At 60.5% G+C, this 13,943-nt stretch carries 12 protein-coding genes; 10 read left to right on the top strand and 2 right to left on the bottom strand.

Going from position 1 to position 13,943, the window contains the following annotated elements; translation table 11 throughout:
- Positions 1-69 precede the first annotated feature (69 nt).
- Genes KDX39_RS04705 through murB form a run of 7 tightly spaced genes read left to right on the top strand, consistent with a single transcriptional unit; the run spans position 70 to position 6,476 of the window.
- Positions 70-2,286, top strand: coding sequence for a DNA internalization-related competence protein ComEC/Rec2 (locus KDX39_RS04705; protein WP_231659553.1), 2,217 nt, complete (start codon positions 70-72; stop codon positions 2,284-2,286).
- Positions 2,287-2,318: 32 nt separating this feature from the next.
- Positions 2,319-3,035 (top strand): MotA/TolQ/ExbB proton channel family protein, encoded by a 717-nt coding sequence (locus tag KDX39_RS04700; protein ID WP_099229986.1) that lies wholly within the window; start codon positions 2,319-2,321, stop codon positions 3,033-3,035.
- The gene (locus KDX39_RS04695) at positions 3,032-3,463 is read left to right on the top strand and encodes an ExbD/TolR family protein (RefSeq protein ID WP_004884601.1); all 432 of its coding nucleotides are present in this window, start codon (positions 3,032-3,034) and stop codon (positions 3,461-3,463) included. Before KDX39_RS04700 ends, KDX39_RS04695 begins: the two co-directional genes overlap by 4 nt.
- Positions 3,463-4,458 carry a tetraacyldisaccharide 4'-kinase gene (gene lpxK / locus KDX39_RS04690; protein WP_231659552.1) on the top strand — a complete coding sequence of 332 codons (996 nt, stop codon included), beginning with the start codon at positions 3,463-3,465 and terminating at the stop codon, positions 4,456-4,458. The genes KDX39_RS04695 and lpxK overlap by 1 nt, the downstream gene beginning before the upstream one ends.
- A 17-nt stretch (positions 4,459-4,475) precedes the next feature.
- Positions 4,476-4,661, top strand: coding sequence for a Trm112 family protein (locus tag KDX39_RS04685; protein WP_004884599.1), 186 nt, complete (start codon positions 4,476-4,478; stop codon positions 4,659-4,661).
- Positions 4,658-5,422 carry a 3-deoxy-manno-octulosonate cytidylyltransferase gene (kdsB, locus tag KDX39_RS04680; RefSeq protein ID WP_231659551.1) on the top strand — a complete coding sequence of 255 codons (765 nt, stop codon included), beginning with the start codon at positions 4,658-4,660 and terminating at the stop codon, positions 5,420-5,422. Before KDX39_RS04685 ends, kdsB begins: the two co-directional genes overlap by 4 nt.
- A gap of 34 nt (positions 5,423-5,456) precedes the next feature.
- Complete coding sequence (gene murB / locus KDX39_RS04675; RefSeq protein ID WP_231659550.1) at positions 5,457-6,476, top strand: UDP-N-acetylmuramate dehydrogenase; 1,020 nt, start codon at positions 5,457-5,459, stop codon at positions 6,474-6,476.
- Positions 6,477-6,587: 111 nt separating this feature from the next.
- Here murB and rne read toward each other — a convergent pair whose 3' ends face one another.
- A complete protein-coding gene (gene rne / locus KDX39_RS04670; RefSeq protein WP_231659549.1) occupies positions 6,588-9,860 on the bottom strand; it encodes a ribonuclease E in 3,273 nt (1,090 codons plus the stop codon).
- Positions 9,861-10,586: 726 nt separating this feature from the next.
- Between rne and rluC the strand changes: the two genes are divergently transcribed.
- Genes rluC through KDX39_RS04655 form a run of 3 tightly spaced genes read left to right on the top strand, consistent with a single transcriptional unit; the run spans position 10,587 to position 13,215 of the window.
- Positions 10,587-11,546 carry a 23S rRNA pseudouridine(955/2504/2580) synthase RluC gene (gene rluC, locus KDX39_RS04665; RefSeq protein ID WP_231659548.1) on the top strand — a complete coding sequence of 320 codons (960 nt, stop codon included), beginning with the start codon at positions 10,587-10,589 and terminating at the stop codon, positions 11,544-11,546.
- Positions 11,533-12,192 (top strand): HAD-IIIA family hydrolase, encoded by a 660-nt coding sequence (locus KDX39_RS04660; protein ID WP_231659547.1) that lies wholly within the window; start codon positions 11,533-11,535, stop codon positions 12,190-12,192. Before rluC ends, KDX39_RS04660 begins: the two co-directional genes overlap by 14 nt.
- 24 nt (positions 12,193-12,216) lie before the next feature.
- Positions 12,217-13,215 (top strand): S49 family peptidase, encoded by a 999-nt coding sequence (locus KDX39_RS04655; RefSeq protein WP_231659546.1) that lies wholly within the window; start codon positions 12,217-12,219, stop codon positions 13,213-13,215.
- A 55-nt stretch (positions 13,216-13,270) separates the two neighbouring features.
- Here KDX39_RS04655 and KDX39_RS04650 read toward each other — a convergent pair whose 3' ends face one another.
- Entirely contained in the window at positions 13,271-13,849 is a 579-nt protein-coding gene (locus tag KDX39_RS04650) for a Maf family protein (protein ID WP_231659545.1), read from the bottom strand.
- Between the last annotated feature and the right edge of the window lie 94 nt (positions 13,850-13,943).

Genomic DNA, 13,943 nt, shown 5'->3' with positions numbered 1-13,943 from the left:
AAATACACCTCCAGCCCACACTTCTTCGCTTGCGCCCATCCTTGAAGCTTTCCGCTTCGAGTACTCCCCATGCGCACAGGGATGATCGCGCTTGCGCTTGGCCTGTTGGCCCTACGTTTTCTGCCTGCCTTGCCCGGTACCTGGCTGTTGCTGTTGATGCCTGTCGTGGGGTTGATGCTGCTGCCGTTTCGCACCTATCCGCTGGCATTCTTTCTGTTCGGCTTCACTTGGGCTTGCGTCTCGGCGCAGATGGCACTGGATGACCGGTTGCTGCCCCGGCTCGACGGTCAGACGCTGTGGCTGCAAGGCAAAGTGGTCGGGTTGCCGAGTAGCGCCGAAGGCGTTGTGCGTTTCGAACTTGCGGATGGCCTATCACGTCGGGCGAAGCTGCCCAGGCTGATGCGCATCGCCTGGTACGGCGGTCCTGAGGTGCGTAGCGGTGAGCGCTGGCGACTGGCGGTGAAGCTCAAGCGTCCGGGCGGGCTGGTCAATCCTGAAGCGTTTGATTATGAAGCCTGGTTATTGGCTCAGCGTATCGGCGCGACCGGTACGGTGGTGGACGGTCAATTGCAGGCACCGGCCCGCGCCGCCTGGCGCGATGCCATTCGTCAGCGCCTGCTGGCCGTCGACGCGCAAGGACGCGAAGGCGGGCTGGCGGCGCTGGTGTTGGGCGATGGGTCTGGCTTGTCGACCACTGACTGGCAAGTGCTGCAGGACACCGGCACGGTGCATTTACTGGTGATCTCCGGTCAGCACATCAGTCTGCTGGCCGGCGTGATTTATGCGCTGGTGAGCCTGCTGGCACGCTGGGGACTATGGCCGCGACCACTGCCGTGGCTGCCTTGGGCGTGTGGTCTGGCGTTCGCTTCCGCGCTGGGTTATGGGTTGCTGGCCGGGTTCGACGTGCCGGTGCGCCGTGCCTGTGTAATGGTGGGCCTGGTTCTGCTCTGGCGTTTGCGCTTTCGGCATCTGGGCATGACCTGGCCGTTACTGCTGTCGCTCAATGCCGTGCTGGTGTTCGAACCGCTGGTGAGTCTGCAACCGGGCTTCTGGCTGTCGTTCGCGGCGGTGGGGATTCTGATCCTGATCTTCAGCGGTCGCCTCGGTGCCTGGGGCTGGATGCAGAGCTGGACGAGGGCCCAGTGGCTGATCGCGGTCGGTCTGCTGCCGATCCTGATGATGTTGAACCTGCCGATCAGTATCAGCGGCCCACTCGCCAACCTGCTGGCTGTGCCCTGGGTCAGTGTCGTCGTGCTGCCTGCGGCATTGATGGGCACGCTGTTGCTACCCGTTCCGATGCTGGGCGAGGGCCTGTTGTGGCTGGCTGGCGGGGCGCTGGAATGGCTGTTCGTGTTTCTGGGCTGGATGGCCGAGCGTATACCTGCCTGGCTGCCCAGCACCACACCGGCCTGGGCTCTGGCCTTGAGCCTGCTCGGCGCGTTGCTACTCCTGCTGCCCAGAGGTGTGCCGATGCGGCCTCTGGGCTGGCCGCTATTGTTGCTATGCGTGTTTCCACCCCTCAAATCTGTGCCTGTCGGACAGGTTGACGTTCTGCAGCTGGATGTCGGGCAGGGGCTGTCGATTTTGCTGCGCACGCGTCACCACACGTTGCTGTACGACACCGGGCCGCGTTTCGGCGAGTTCGATATAGGTCAGCGGGTGGTTGTGCCCGCCATTCGCAAGAGTGGGGTGCGGCATCTGGACATGATGCTGCTCAGTCACGCCGATTCGGATCATGCCGGAGGCGCACTGGCGGTCCACAAAGCGTTTCCGGTTTCGCGGGTGCTGGGCGGTGATATCGAGCGTCTCGCGCCTTCATTGGGTGCGCGCCGCTGTGAGAGCGGTGAGCAATGGGAATGGGACGGTGTGGTGTTTTCGACCTGGATCTGGGATCAGGCACCTGAAGGCAATGCAGGGTCCTGCATGCTGAGTGTCGACGCCGGTGGCGAGCGATTGTTGCTGACCGGCGATGTCGATGCCGAAGCCGAGCAGGCGGCCATCGACAGCGGATTCGATCTGCGCGCTCGTTGGCTGCAGGCGCCGCATCACGGCAGCCGGTCTTCTTCCTCGAAACTGTTTCTGAAAGCCGTCACACCGACGGGCGTCCTGATCTCGCGTGGACGCAATAATGCTTTTGGTCACCCGCACCCGCTGGTCATGGCGCGCTATGGATGGAACGGTATCGCCAGCTACGACAGTGCAGAGCTGGGTGCTATCCGCCTGTACCTGGGTACTTACGGCAGCCCTGAGGCACAGCGTGCGCAGCGTCGTTTCTGGCGCGACTGAATCCACGGATATCGACGGCAACCGGCGACCCTATGATAGAGTGGCGCCAATTTTTCAAGGGAGTGGTCACTGTGTGGGAACTGGTCAAATCGGGCGGCTGGATGATGTTGCCGATCATTTTGAGTTCCATCGCCGCTGCCGGCATTATCATCGAACGGCTCTGGACGCTGCGCGCCAGCCGTATCACGCCGCCGCACCTGCTGGGTCAGGTCTGGCAGTGGATTCAGGATCAGAAACTCGATAAAGAGAAGCTCAAGCAGCTGCGTGCCGATTCGCCTCTGGGTGAAATCCTCGCGGCAGGCCTGGCCAACTCCAGGCATGGTCGCGAGATCATGAAAGAGTGCATCGAGGAAGCCGCAGCGCGGGTCATCCATGAGCTGGAGCGTTACCTGAGTGCGCTGGGCTCGATTGCCGCCATGGCGCCGCTGCTGGGGCTGCTGGGCACTGTGCTGGGCATGATCGATATCTTCGGCTCGTTCAACAGCTCGGGGGCCACGGCCAACGCGGGCGTTCTCGCAGGCGGTATTTCCAAGGCCCTGATCTGTACGGCGTCGGGCCTCATCGTAGCCATTCCGGCGATCTTCTTTCACCGTTTTCTGCAAAGCCGCGTTGACGAATTGGTGGTCGGCATGGAGCAGCAGGCCATTCGTCTGGTCGAGGTGGTGCAGGGTGACCGTGACGTCGATCTGATCGACGCCAAGGTTGACCTCAAATCCCTGGCCAAGGCAGGCGGGAGCAAGAAGAAGTGAAGTTTCGTCGCCGCAGACCGCGGGAGAACATCGACATCAACCTCGTTTCGTTGATCGATGTGGTGTTCATCCTGCTGCTGTTCTTTATCGTGACCACCACCTTTACCCGTGAAACCCAGCTGCGGGTCGATCTTCCGCAGGCGGTCACCGGTACACCTGAAGTGGACGCGAGCGCCAAGCATCTGGACATTGCGATCAATGCCGACGGAATTTTTTCCCTGAATAACCAGCTGTTGCCGAAAAACGATCTGGCCACCCTGATCGAGGCGCTGCAACGTGAATCCGCCGGCGACACCAGCCTGCCGCTTTCCATCAGCGCCGATGGCAAGACCCCGCATCAGTCGGTCATCACCGCAATGGATGCTGCCGGTAAACTGGGTTTCAGTCACTTGCGCATGACCACCGTCGAGGCCACACAGGCTAACTGATGGCATTCACTGACCGTTTGCTTGACGCCTGGTACAACGGCCATCCTGCGCTGGCGCTGCTGCGTCCTCTCGAAAGCCTTTATCGCCGTGTAGTGGGCGGCAAGCGCGCGCGCTTTGTCGCGGGCGAGGGCGATATCTACCGCGCACCGGTGCCGGTCATTGTGGTCGGAAACATTACGGTCGGAGGCACCGGCAAGACGCCGCTCATTCTCTGGATGATCAGGCACTGTCAGCAGCGAGGCCTGCGGGTCGGCGTGGTCAGTCGTGGTTACGGTGCCAAACCGCCAAGCCTGCCCTGGCGCGTCCTGCCCGGGCATAACGCCAGTGAAGTCGGTGACGAGCCGCTGCTGATCGTGCAGCGTTGCGGTGTTCCGCTGGTGATCGACCCAGACCGCAGCCGCGCCGTTCAGGCATTGCTCGCTGCCGAACCGCTGGATCTGATTCTTTCTGACGACGGCTTGCAGCACTACCGACTGGCCCGTGATCTGGAACTGGTGCTGATTGATGCCGCACGCGGCCTGGGCAATCGTCGCTGTCTACCGGCCGGACCGTTGCGCGAGCCTGCCGAACGGCTGAACAGTGTCGACGCAGTGCTTTACAACGGCGCCGAGGCAGATCGCGAGGATGGCTATGCTTTCACGCTCAAGCCTGCCGCATTGATCAACCTGCGCAGCGGCGAACGTCGACCGGTTGATCACTTTCCAGCCGGTCAGGCCGTGCACGCTGTTGCCGGAATCGGCAATCCACAACGTTTCTTCAAGACCCTCGAAGGATTACACTGGCAGCCTGTGCAGCACCCATTCGCTGACCACGCTGTCTATAGCGTACAGGCGCTGACTTTCACACCATCGCTACCGCTGGTCATGACCGAGAAGGATGCGGTGAAATGCCGTGTTTTCGCGGCAGATGACTGGTGGTACCTGGCGGTGGATGCGGTGCCTTCCGACGCGTTTGTCAGTTGGTTCGATAAGCAGCTGTCACGTCTTTCCCCATGATTGCTTCAGGATCTCCTATGGACACCAAATTACTCGATATCCTTGCCTGCCCGATCTGCAAGGGTCCGTTGAAGCTCAGTGCGGACAAGACCGAACTGATCAGCAAGGGCGCAGGTCTGGCCTATCCGGTTCGCGACGGCATTCCGGTGATGCTTGAAAGCGAAGCGCGCACACTGACTGCTGATGAGCGCCTGGAAAAATGACCACCGATTTCACTGTAGTGATTCCTGCGCGTTACGGGTCCAGCCGTTTTCCGGGCAAGCCGCTGAAAGTTATCGCGGGCAAGCCGATGGTCCAGCTTGTCTGGGAACAGGCGCGCAAGAGCAATGCGCAGCGAGTGGTGGTTGCCACCGACGACGCACGGATCTTTGAAGCTTGTCAGGCGTTCGGCGCTGAAGTTCTGATGACCCGTGACGACCACAATTCCGGCACTGACCGCCTTGCTGAAGTCGCCACACAACTGGGTCTGGCGGCTGATGCCATTGTGGTGAATGTTCAGGGCGATGAGCCAATGATTCCGCCAGCGGTTATCGATCAGGTGGCCAGCAACCTTGCCGCGCATCCTGAAGCCGGTATCTCGACTCTGGCCGAGCCCATCGACGACGTGGCAGCGCTGTTCAACCCGAACGTGGTCAAGGTTTCCTCGGACATCAATGGTCTGGCGCTGACCTTCAGTCGCGCTCCATTGCCGTGGGCGCGTGACGCACTGGCAGTCAACCGCGACGAGCTGCCTGCAGGCGTGCCTTATCGCCGTCATATCGGTATCTACGCCTATCGAGCCGGCTTTCTGCACGACTTCGTCAGTTGGGGGCCGTGCCAGCTTGAAAACACTGAAAACCTCGAGCAATTGCGAGCGTTGTGGAATGGCGTGCGTATTCACGTGGCCGATGCTCTTGAGGCCTTGCCCGCCGGTGTCGATACCCCCGAAGACCTTGAGCGCGTAAGGCGCTTGCTGGAGGTTTGATGCCGGTTCTTCAGCCGTTCGGGAAAGCATCCCAGTGACCTTACAGGTACAGCCCGCCGTTTCACTCAAACCCTTCAACACCTTCGGCGTGGATGTTGAGGCGAAACTGTTTGCCGAGGCCCACAGCGACGATGATGTTCGGGAGGCTCTTGCCTATTCGGCCGAGCATGATGTGCCACTGCTGGTCGTGGGTGGCGGCAGTAACCTGCTGCTCAGCGGTGACATACCGGCATTGGTGTTGCGTATGGCCAGCCGCGGTATCCGCATCGTGCGCGAGGACTGTGAAGAAGCTATTGTCGAGGCGGAGGCAGGGGAGCCGTGGCACCCCTTCGTTCAGGCCAGCCTCAGGATGGGGCTTTGCGGGCTTGAAAATCTCAGCCTGATTCCGGGTACGGTCGGCGCAGCGCCGATGCAAAACATCGGTGCCTATGGTGTCGAGATCAAGGACGTGTTTCATGGCCTGACCGCGCTGGATCGGGAAACCGGCCAATTGCGTGAATTCTCGCTGGAGGACTGTGCATTTGGCTACCGCGACAGCGTGTTCAAGCATGAGGTGGGTCGCTGGCTGATCCTGCGGGTACGCTTCAGGCTCACCTGGGAATCGAAACTGCACCTTGAGTACGGTCCGGTTCGTCAGCGTCTGGAGGAGCTGGGTGTCAGGCAGCCGACACCTTTTGATGTCAGCCGGGCGATCTGCTCGATCCGCAGTGAAAAACTGCCGGACCCTGCGGTACTGGGCAATGCAGGCAGTTTCTTCAAGAACCCGGTTGTGTCTGCCGAATCCTTCGCCGCGATCAGGCATGAGCATCCGGGCGTGGTCGGTTATCCACAAGCCGATACCCGAGTGAAGCTGGCTGCCGGCTGGTTGATCGAGCAGGCGGGGTGGAAGGGCTTTCGTGAGGGCGATGCTGGCGTGCATACGCTCCAGTCGCTGGTGCTGGTCAACTATGGACAAGCCACTGGTCTGCAGCTGCTGAGTCTGGCACGTCGCATCCAGGCCGACATTGCAGAGCGGTTCGATGTCGAGCTGGAGATGGAGCCAAATCTGTACTGAGCGTCGTTTTCGAAGTCAGCAATTGATCGCGTCCATCACTGATCCGCTCAAATCGCATGTATAAAAAAGCCCCGCCTGTTTACACAGGCGGGGCTTTTTCATGGGCCGGGTTTAAGCGAGGGGTTTAGGCTCGGTTTCTTTCTCGGCGTGTTGCTGCTCGGCGTTTTCATCGGTGGTCAGCGCAGGCTGGACCGATTCCGCTTCAGTAACAACAGGTGCAGGCTCCGAAGCAGCCGGTGCCGCAGAAGCAGCCTGTTCGGCCTCTTTCTGACGGCGGGCTTCTTCTTCGCGCTTGCGGCGACGAACCTCACGAGGATCGTTCGGCGCGCGACCCGTGCTGCTGACCGGCAGTGCGGGTGCTTCAACAGCGGTCGGCTCCTGAGCGTCCTGCACAGCCGGTGCTTCTTCCGCTGCCGGAGCTTGTGGTGCGAAGTATGGAGCAGGCTCCTCCTTCACGAACGCAGGCTCTGCAACAGGGGCGGGTGCAGGTGTCGGCAGCTCCGCGGATTCAGAGGCTGTCACTTCTTCCAGGGCCTTGGCCTCGACCGGAGCCTGTGGCTCTGGCGTTGGTTCCGGCGTTGGCGTGAACGGCACTACGCGTTCCGCGTGAGGCGCTTCGAACAGTTCGGTCTGCGCGGCGATCGCCGGCGCTTCGGTCACTGCTGGCTGAACCTCGACTTCAGGTGCTGCCTCGGACTTCGGTGTTTCGTCGGCAACCGGAGCTTCGACAGCAGGCCGTTCAACGGTTGGCTCGGCAGCGACCGGTGCTTGCTCGGCCGGGGCTTCAACAACGGTCGTTTCAACACTGGCAGCTTCAGCAGCTGGCGCTTCGACAGCAGGTGCTGGCTCTGCAGCGTCAGTTACAGGTGCTTCGACGGTGCTGTTGGCGCGCTCGGCCTGCTCATGGGCCTGAGCCTCGGCTGGTGCGCTGATTACCGTGCTTGCAACGGCTGCGGTAACGGCCAGACCGGCAGCGGCATCAGAGCCTTGCTCTTCTTCGTTGCCGTTCTCTTCCGAGCCTTCGATCACATTGCCGTTGGCATCACGTTGACGCTCACGACGGTTGCTGCGGCGACGCTGGCCACGGGAGCGACGACGAGGGCGTTCGCCTTCGTTGCTGTCCTGATTGTCATCGTGAGCCTGTTCTTCGTTCAGCAGCACTTCTTCTTCGCTGGCCTCGACAGGGGCCTGCTCGGTACGTGGCTGACGCTCTTCACGCGGTGCGCGCGGCTGGCGTTCTTCACGTGGTGCACGCTCGGGACGCTCTTCACGGGCAATGTTCACAGCCGGTGCTGCATCCAGTGGCTCACGCAGCTCACGGACAGGACGTTCTTCGCGACCCTCACGAGGCTTGCGTTCACGGGAAGTACGTGCCGGACGCTCTTCGCGGGCGGTTGTAGTCGGTGCTGTATCGTCGCGTGCTTCACGAGGTGCGCGCTCTTCACGAGGTGCGCGTTCTTCGCGTGGAGCACGTTCTTCACGTGGCGCTCGCTCTTCGCGCGGTGCGCGTTCTGCACGCTCCTCACGTGGTGCACGTTCTTCACGAGGCTTGCGCTCTTCGTCGCGACGATTGTTGCGACCACGGCTCTGTTGGCGACCGTTGCGACGCTCTTCGTTGCGGGCAGGGCGTTCGGTGGTGGCCGGTTTTTCGACCACAACCGGTGCGACGGGCTCTTCCTTGGTCGCGAACAGGCTGACCAGGGATTTCACCAGACCCTTGAACAGGCTTGGCTCCGGAAGGGTCGGAGCTGGCGCTGCTGGAGCGGCCTCTACAGGAACCGGGGCATTGGCGCGGGCTGGAGCCGTCTTGACGGCCGCTTCCTGACGAACCAAGGTGCGCGTCGCAGCGGCCAGCGGGGCAATTTCTTCCACTTCGGCAGCGGCAGCAGCGATCTCGTAGCTGGACTGGTTGTTGTGGGCTTCCGGGCTGTCATCACGCAGGCGCTGAACTTCGAAGTGCGGCGTTTCGAGATGATCGTTCGGCAGAATGATGATGCGTGCACGGGTACGCAGTTCGATCTTGGTGATCGAGTTGCGCTTCTCGTTGAGCAGGAACGCTGCCACCGGGATCGGCACCTGGGCGCGTACTTCGGCAGTACGGTCCTTCAGGGCTTCTTCTTCGATCAGGCGCAGGATGGCCAGCGAGAGCGACTCTACATCACGGATGATGCCGGTGCCGTTGCAGCGCGGGCAGACGATGCCGCTGCTTTCGCCGAGCGACGGGCGCAGGCGCTGACGGGACATTTCCAGAAGGCCGAAACGCGAGATGCGGCCAACCTGAACGCGGGCGCGGTCGGCTTCCAGGCTTTCACGGACCTTTTCTTCCACGGCGCGCTGGTTCTTGGCCGGGGTCATGTCGATGAAGTCGATAACGATCAGACCGCCGATGTCACGCAGACGCAATTGACGGGCGATTTCTTCAGCCGCTTCAAGGTTGGTCTGCAGGGCGGTTTCTTCGATGTCGCTGCCTTTGGTAGCGCGTGCCGAGTTGATGTCGATGGACACCAGGGCTTCGGTCGGATCGATGACGATGGAGCCGCCGGAAGGCAGTTCGACGACGCGCTGGAAAGCGGTCTCGATCTGGCTTTCGATCTGGAAGCGGTTGAACAGCGGAACGCTGTCTTCGTACAGCTTGATCTTGCTGGCGTACTGCGGCATCACCTGACGGATGAACGTCAGGGCTTCTTCCTGGGCTTCGACGCTGTCGATGAGGACTTCACCGATATCCTGGCGCAGGTAGTCGCGGATGGCGCGGATGATTACGTTGCTTTCCTGATAGATCAGGAACGGCGCGGAGCGATCCAGTGACGCTTCCTTGATGGCAGTCCACAACTGCAACAGGTAGTCGAGGTCCCACTGCATCTCTTCGCTGCTGCGACCCAGACCTGCGGTACGAACGATCAGGCCCATGTCGGCAGGGGCGATCAGGCCGTTGAGTGCTTCACGCAGCTCGTTGCGCTCTTCACCTTCGATACGACGCGAAATGCCACCGGCACGCGGGTTGTTTGGCATCAGGACCAGATAACGGCCCGCCAGGCTGATGAAGGTGGTCAGGGCTGCGCCCTTGTTGCCACGTTCTTCTTTCTCGACCTGGACGATGACTTCCTGGCCTTCGCTCAGGACGTCCTTGATGTTGACGCGGCCTTCAGGGGCTTTCTTGAAGTACTCGCGGGAGATTTCCTTGAGGGGCAGGAACCCGTGGCGCTCAGAGCCGAAATCGACAAAGGCAGCCTCGAGGCTGGGTTCGATGCGAGTGATCCGGCCTTTATAGATATTGGCCTTCTTCTGCTCGCGTGCACCTGATTCGATGTCCAGGTCGTAGAGACGCTGGCCGTCTACCAGTGCAACACGCAACTCTTCGGGTTGAGTTGCGTTAATCAGCATTCTTTTCATGTAGTACCGTCGGTTTCCGGGCTGCCGGAAACGGCGTTCGGCACACACGACTTCTCACGGTCGGTGTCAGGGCACGTCAAGAGTGGTTGGACACTCCAGTGTCTAGCGATTTTCCTGCCCGGAATGGGGCAGGGCGTCGCGACGACGTTTCCTGCTTGCTGTGGTGACCTAGGACACCCTTTCAGCAAAAGCTTTGTCAGGAGGAGGAATCGACCATCGGTAGCGGACGAGATGAAGCGTCTAGAACAAGCCTTTTGCTACACAGTCCGATGGTTGTGCGTCTCCACCCTACACGTATCCCTGATAATTCGGGTGCTGCCGCGCGCAGAATCCGCAGCGGGTTGGCATTTACCGCGATCTTCGATAGGGAAGGTCGCGCATCATGGCTTTAGGCGTTGTTCCCGAAGCATTCGCTCGTAGCGTCTGGAAGCGACTGCACCTTGTGAACTGGCCGTGAATTATTCGCACTGAAGGCGAGCTGTCTGCTCAGCGATCTGGCGTGTTTCCGGCCTCATGTCACCCGCGCTTGTTACGTTTCCAGCATGCTGCGTTGTCACCGAAAGCCCCGTAGGACGGCCTCACGTCCTCTTGAATTGCGTTGGTCAGGGTCGGTTGTCAACCGTTGATCCGCTGTCCGGCCGCTTTTGGCGGCGTTCGCGACTATAGCAGCAATCATTAAGTGCTTCAAATCCATAAAAAATTGTTATGATTTGCGCCATGACAAATATTGCCCCTCCAACCCCCGGCGTCCAGCTGGTAGAGGTTGCGCCGGAACTTGCCGGTCAACGCATCGATAATTTTCTGATCACTTATCTCAAGGGTGTGCCCAAGACCTTGATTTACCGCATTTTGCGCAAAGGCGAAGTGCGTGTGAACAAGGGGCGGATCAAGCCCGAGTACAAGTTGCAGGCAGGAGACATCGTTCGCATTCCCCCTGTGCGCGTGCCTGAGCGCGACGAGCCCGTACCTGTTGCGCAGGCGCTGCTGCAGCGTCTGGAGGCGGCCATTGTCTATGAGGACAAGGCGCTGATCGTGCTTAACAAACCGGCCGGTATCGCTGTGCATGGTGGCAGTGGTCTGAGTTTCGGCGTGATCGAGGCGTTCCGCCAGTTGCGCCCGGACGCCAAGGAGCTCGAGCTGGTCCACCGTCTGGATCGTGACACTTCCGGTCTGTTGATGATCGCCAAGAAGCGCAGCATGTTGCGCCACCTGCACGAAGCCCTGCGCGGCGACGGTGTGGACAAACGCTATATGGCGTTGGTGCGTGGCCACTGGGCAACTTCCATCAAGCAGGTACGCGCGCCTTTGCTCAAGAGCAATCTGCGTTCCGGCGAGCGTATGGTCGAGGTCAACGAGGAGGGCAAGGAGGCGCTGACGATTTTCAAGGTGCTGCGCCGCTTTGGTGATTTCGCCACGATGGTCGAGGCCAAGCCGGTGACCGGCCGCACCCATCAGATTCGCGTTCACACGCTGCACGCCGGGCACGCGATTGCCGGTGATACCAAATACGGCGACGAGGATTTCAGTCGTGAAATCCGCGATCTGGGCGGCAAGCGTCTGTTTCTACACGCTTACATGCTGACTGTACCGATGCCGGACGGCGGCAAGCTTACCTTGCAGGCACCGGTAGACGAAATGTGGGCCAAGACAGTGGAGCGTTTGAGTGCGCCATTATGATCTGCTGATTTTCGACTGGGATGGCACGCTGGCGGATTCTATCGGACGCATTGTTGAATCAATGCGTGGTGCGGCGATCGGAGGTGCGATGGAAGTGCGCGATGATGAGGCGATCAAAGGCATCATCGGCCTGGGTTTGCCCGAGGCCATCCGTACGCTCTATCCATCCATCACGGCGAGCGACCTGATCGACTTCCGTCAGCGCTACGCTGACCGCTATATGGCGATGGATAGTGTCCCTTCCCGGTTGTTCGAAGGTGTTTCGGAGTCCATTCAGGCGTTCCGTGATGAGGGTTACCGCCTTGCAGTCGCCACGGGCAAGGCCCGTCGCGGGCTGAATCGCGTGCTTGAGGCCAATGGCTGGCTGGATTTTTTCGATATCACCCGGGCTGCCGATGAAACGGCCAGCAAGCCTGATCCGCTGATGCTGCACGAGATCATGGCGCATTGTGACGTTGCGCCCGAGCGCTCGCTCATGATCGGGGATTCGTCTTTCGATCTGCAGATGGCCCGCAATGCGGGTATGGACTCTGTGGCGGTAGGCTATGGCGCTCAATCGCTGGACTCCCTGCTTGCGTATGAGCCTCGTCTGGCCATCGAGCATTTTTCCGAACTGCGCCCCTGGTTGAATCGGCGCAGCGTTTAATCATCGTTCCGGAGCAAGTTGAGCATGTCTGACGAATGGAAAGCGCCTGCCTCCCAGAGGGCGGATGGGCCTGTTGATGAAAGGGAAGAGGCGAAAAGCTGGAAGTTGCTGGAGAAGACCCTGCTGGCCAGTGTCCAGGAGCAACGGCGCGCCCGTCGCTGGGGAATCTTTTTCAAGTTGCTGACCTTTGTGGTGCTGTTTACGGTGCTGATCGTACCGATGCTGGACCTGAGTGGCGGTGCGTCACGGCGCTCCAGTCACACGGCGGTGGTCGATGTGCAGGGCGTGATTGCCGACAAGGAACCTGCAAGCGCCGATAACATCATTACCGGGTTGCGTGCCGCGTTCGAGGATACCAAGACCAAGGGTGTCATCCTGAATATCAACAGCCCGGGCGGCAGTCCGGTGCAGTCCGGTTATGTCTATGACGAGATTCGTCGTCTGCGAGCGCAGAAGCCTGACATCAAGGTCTATGCGGTAATCAGTGATCTGGGTGCCTCGGGTGCCTATTACATCGCCAGCGCTGCCGACCAGATCTACGCCGACAAGGCCAGTCTGGTCGGCTCCATCGGTGTCACGGCGGCCGGTTTCGGATTCGTCGGTGTCATGGAAAAGCTGGGTGTCGATCGTCGGACCTACACGTCTGGCGAGCACAAGGCGTTCCTTGATCCGTTTCAGCCTCAAAAGGCGGACGAAACCCAGTTCTGGCAAGGCGTGCTGGATACGACGCACCGGCAGTTCATTGCCAGCGTCAAGCAGGGTCGTGGCGAGCGTCTGAAAGACAAGGATCACCCGGAGCTGTTTTCCGGTCTGGTCTGGACCGGCGAGCAGGCGGTCCCGCTGGGTCTGGTGGATGGTCTGGGCAGTGCTGCTTATGTGGCGCGTGAGGTGATCGGCGAGAAGGATATGGTTGATTACACTGTTGAAGAGTCGCCTTTCGACCGCTTCTCCAAGAAGCTCGGCACCAGCATTGCCGAGCGGTTGGCGATGCTGGTGGGCTTCAATGGGCCGACATTGCGTTGATCGCACGCCAGATATGACAAAGAACCCGGCGGCAGTCGGGTTTTTTCATGGTGGGTCAGGGTATGGAAATTCCTTCCTTTATTAGCATGTCCACCAGGCGAATCAGCGGCAGACCGATCAGGCTGGTGGCGTCAGTGCCTTCGGTACTGCGGAACAGGCTCACGCCCAGACCTTCGGCCTTGAAGCTGCCTGCGCAATCGAACGGCTGCTCTGCGTGCAGGTAGCGCTCGATGCTGGCTGTGTCGAGGTCGCGCATGTGCACTGTAAAAGGAACGCAGTCCATCTGGCAGACGCCGGTCCGGCTGTTGAGCAGGGCCAGGCCAGTCAGGAAGGTCACGCGCTTGCCGCTGGCAGCCGATAGTTGTTCCAGTGCACCCTCGAACGTGTGGGGCTTGCCAAGTATCCTGTCGCCGAGCACGGCCACCTGGTCCGAGCCTATGATCAGGTGGTCGGGGTGTTCGCTGGCCAGCGCCTGCGCCTTTTTCTGAGCAAGGCGCAGCACAAGCTGAAGGGCGGGCTCGCCGGGGCGTCTGCTTTCGTCGACATCGGGCGATTTGCAGGTGAACGGCAGGCGCAGTCGGGCGAGCAGTTCGCGGCGGTAGATCGAGCTGGAAGCTAGAAGCAGGGAAGGCATGCGATTCTCCTTGAACTGAGCGCGGATTCTAATGATCCACCAGAGATGCGAACAGACCTGAATTTCCTTTGACATGGCAAGGGGGCATCCCTAG

Origin of the sequence: Pseudomonas sp. CDFA 610 (assembly GCF_021147865.1) — a bacterium.
GTDB lineage: Bacteria > Pseudomonadota > Gammaproteobacteria > Pseudomonadales > Pseudomonadaceae > Aquipseudomonas > Aquipseudomonas alliivorans.
Note: the sequence above shows the minus strand (reverse complement) of the source record. Positions and strands in the feature narration are given on the sequence as shown.